General features: G+C 56.9%; 3 protein-coding genes. 2 read left to right on the forward strand and 1 reads right to left on the reverse strand.

What is annotated here, in order from left to right; translation table 11 throughout:
• Window positions 1–110: 110 nt before the first annotated feature.
• On the reverse strand, window positions 111–422 hold the full coding sequence (locus tag FEM54_RS28060) for a cold shock domain-containing protein (RefSeq protein ID WP_099548040.1): 312 nt from the start codon (window positions 420–422) through the stop codon (window positions 111–113).
• A 225-nt stretch (window positions 423–647) separates the two neighbouring features.
• Between FEM54_RS28060 and clpS the strand changes: the two genes are divergently transcribed.
• Window positions 648–1016 carry an ATP-dependent Clp protease adapter ClpS gene (clpS, locus tag FEM54_RS28065; protein WP_005789091.1) on the forward strand — a complete coding sequence of 123 codons (369 nt, stop codon included), beginning with the start codon at window positions 648–650 and terminating at the stop codon, window positions 1014–1016.
• 29 nt (window positions 1017–1045) lie between these two features.
• Complete coding sequence (gene clpA / locus FEM54_RS28070) at window positions 1046–3316, forward strand: ATP-dependent Clp protease ATP-binding subunit ClpA (RefSeq protein ID WP_053256828.1); 2271 nt, start codon at window positions 1046–1048, stop codon at window positions 3314–3316.
• The last annotated feature ends 141 nt before the right edge of the window (window positions 3317–3457 follow it).

Here is a 3457-nt window from a genome sequence, read left to right on the forward strand (position 1 = left end):
GGTTTGGTGATGCGTTGATTGAGCATATGTAAAGCGCTGCTGTAAAAAAGCCGGCCATTCTGATGACTCAGAATGGCCGGCTTTTTTGTGCCGTATTGCTTAAGGCGTTATCAGGCCGTTTGTTTCTTTTTTGATGGGGTGGCCTGACTTGTCCTGGGCTTTGTTTCGTGCGTTTCGTCGTGGATTGTTCCCGATGTAACTGCGCAGGCTGCACAAATTTCGACGGCGTGCAGCCCTTTCGGCCCTTGAATGATTAAAAACTCCACAGGCTGGCCCGCTTTTAGGGTCTTGTACCCATCCATGGTAATCGCTGAATAATGCGCGAAGAGGTCTTCTCCGGATTTTCCATCTGCGTTGATGAACCCATATCCCTTGGCGTTGTTAAACCATTTGACCTTGCCACTGACCTTGACGCCAGACATAACCATATCCCTCTGCACCAGACTCCATCACTGGAGTATCATCCAGTTTATCCGTCCTAACCCGAATAAATAAGGTTGACTGCGCGGACCTTTTTTACCCACTGTGGGTTCTATTGGTTGTAACACCGTTTCGCCGATAGTCAAGGCGACCAACCGGTCAGTAGTTGAAAATCTGACAGGTCGCCCCCACCACTGTATTTGAACCACTGACGAACCTTTCTTTCCATGCATGCAAACAGCCAGATTCGACTAACATTCAATCAGGATCGCCCGGATCAGGAACACGATGACGACGGTTCTGCAGGCATTGCTGTCCAGGAGGCGAAGCCTGCTCTTCAGGCGCCGCCGATGTACAAGGTGGTTTTGTTTAATGATGACTACACACCGATGGATTTCGTCGTCGAAGTGCTCGAGGTGTTTTTTAACCTGAACCGCGAGCTGGCGACCAAGGTAATGCTGGCCGTTCACACAGAAGGACGGGCAGTATGTGGAGTGTTTACCCGTGACATCGCCGAGACAAAGGCCATGCAGGTCAACCAGTACGCCAGGGAAAGCCAGCATCCGCTACTCTGTGAAATCGAGAAGGACGGTTAACGCCGACCACTTGGGTATGAGGTGAAGCTATGTTAAACCGCGAGCTCGAAGTCACCCTCAATCTTGCCTTCAAGGAGGCTCGTTCGAAGCGTCATGAATTCATGACCGTCGAGCACCTGCTGCTGGCACTTTTGGATAACGAAGCTGCCGCCACCGTTCTGCGTGCGTGCGGCGCCAACCTCGACAAACTCAAGCATGACCTGCAGGAGTTCATCGACTCCACCACGCCACTGATCCCCGTGCATGACGAGGACCGTGAGACCCAGCCAACCCTGGGCTTCCAGCGGGTATTGCAGCGTGCTGTCTTCCACGTACAGAGCTCCGGTAAGCGTGAGGTCACGGGCGCCAATGTGCTTGTGGCGATTTTCAGCGAACAGGAAAGCCAGGCAGTGTTCCTGCTCAAGCAGCAGAGCGTTGCCCGTATTGATGTCGTCAACTACATCGCCCACGGTATCTCCAAAGTGCCAGGGCACGGCGATCATTCCGAGGGTGAGCAGGATATGCAGGACGACGAGGGCGGTGAGTCTTCTTCTTCGGGCAATCCACTGGATGCCTATGCCAGCAACCTTAACGAACTGGCGCGCCAGGGGCGGATTGATCCGCTGGTGGGGCGTGAGCTTGAGGTTGAGCGTGTAGCGCAGATCCTCGCGCGTCGTCGCAAGAACAATCCGTTGCTGGTGGGTGAGGCCGGCGTGGGTAAAACCGCAATTGCCGAAGGCCTGGCCAAGCGCATCGTTGATAACCAGGTGCCTGATCTGCTGGCCAACAGCGTCGTCTACTCCCTTGATCTTGGCGCATTGCTCGCCGGGACCAAGTACCGTGGCGATTTCGAGAAGCGCTTCAAGGCGCTGCTCGGCGAGCTGAAAAAACGCCCGCAGGCGATTCTGTTTATCGATGAAATCCACACCATCATTGGCGCCGGCGCGGCGTCCGGTGGGGTGATGGACGCCTCCAACCTGCTCAAGCCGTTGTTGTCGTCGGGTGATATCCGCTGCATTGGCTCGACCACGTTCCAGGAATTTCGCGGGATCTTCGAAAAAGACCGTGCCCTGGCGCGTCGTTTCCAGAAAGTCGACGTCTCCGAGCCTTCGGTTGAAGACACCATCGGCATCCTGCGCGGCCTCAAGGGACGCTTCGAGGCGCATCACGGCATCGAGTACACCGATGAAGCCCTGCGCGCTGCTGCTGAGCTGGCGTCGCGCTACATCAATGACCGGCATATGCCGGACAAGGCCATCGATGTGATCGACGAGGCGGGTGCCTACCAGCGCCTGCAGCCGGTCGAGAAGCGTGTGAAGCGCATCGACGTGCCTCAAGTCGAGGACATCGTGGCCAAGATCGCACGTATTCCACCCAAGCACGTCAACAGTTCCGACAAGGAACTGCTGCGTAACCTGGAGCGCGACCTCAAGCTCACGGTGTTCGGCCAGGATGCCGCTATCGACGCGCTGTCCACCGCAATCAAGCTCTCGCGTGCAGGCCTCAAGTCGCCGGACAAACCGGTCGGATCGTTCCTGTTCGCAGGCCCGACCGGCGTCGGCAAGACCGAAGCGGCGCGGCAATTGGCCAAGGCCATGGGTATTGAGCTGGTGCGTTTCGACATGTCCGAATACATGGAGCGCCACACCGTGTCGCGCCTGATCGGCGCGCCTCCGGGCTATGTCGGGTTCGACCAGGGCGGCCTGCTGACCGAAGCCATCACCAAGCAGCCACACTGCGTGTTGTTGCTCGATGAAATCGAGAAGGCTCACCCGGAAGTCTTCAACCTGCTGCTGCAGGTCATGGACCACGGTACCCTGACCGACAACAACGGGCGCAAGGCGGACTTCCGCAACGTCATCGTGATCATGACCACCAACGCCGGTGCCGAGACTGCTGCGCGAGCCTCTATTGGCTTTACGCATCAGGATCACTCGTCCGATGCGATGGAGGTGATCAAGAAGAGCTTCACGCCGGAGTTCCGCAACCGTCTGGACACCATTATCCAGTTTGGTCGCCTCAGCCATGAGGTCATCAAAAGCGTGGTGGACAAGTTCCTTACCGAGCTTCAAGCGCAGTTGGAAGACAAGCGCGTGCAGCTTGACGTAACGGACGCGGCGCGCAACTGGCTGGCCCAGGGTGGCTACGACTCGGCAATGGGCGCTCGTCCAATGGCGCGTCTGATCCAGGACAAGATCAAGCGGCCACTGGCCGAAGAGATCCTGTTTGGCGAGCTTTCCGACCATGGTGGCGTGGTGCACATCGACCTGAAGGATGGCGAGCTGACCTTCGAGTTCGAAACCACCGCCGAAATGGCCTGATAGCTGATCGCAACACAGTAAAAAGGCGCCCAAGGGCGCCTTTTTGCTGTCTTGAATACGTTGGAGGTCTACTGTGGGAGCTGGCTTGCCTGCGATGGCGGTCTATCAGGGAAATATTCTTAAGCTGACCCACCGCTATCG

This window comes from Pseudomonas edaphica, from assembly GCF_005863185.1.
GTDB classification, from domain to species: Bacteria; Pseudomonadota; Gammaproteobacteria; order Pseudomonadales; family Pseudomonadaceae; genus Aquipseudomonas; species Aquipseudomonas edaphica.

Bases quoted from the DNA above. Each gene is read 5' to 3' on its own strand.
- clpS (WP_005789091.1), top strand. From the start codon at position 648: ATGCATGCAAACAGCCAGATTCGACTAACATTCAATCAGGATCGCCCG.
- clpA (WP_053256828.1), top strand. From the start codon at position 1,046: ATGTTAAACCGCGAGCTCGAAGTCACCCTCAATCTTGCCTTCAAGGAG.
- FEM54_RS28060 (WP_099548040.1), bottom strand. From the start codon at position 422: ATGTCTGGCGTCAAGGTCAGTGGCAAGGTCAAATGGTTTAACAACGCC.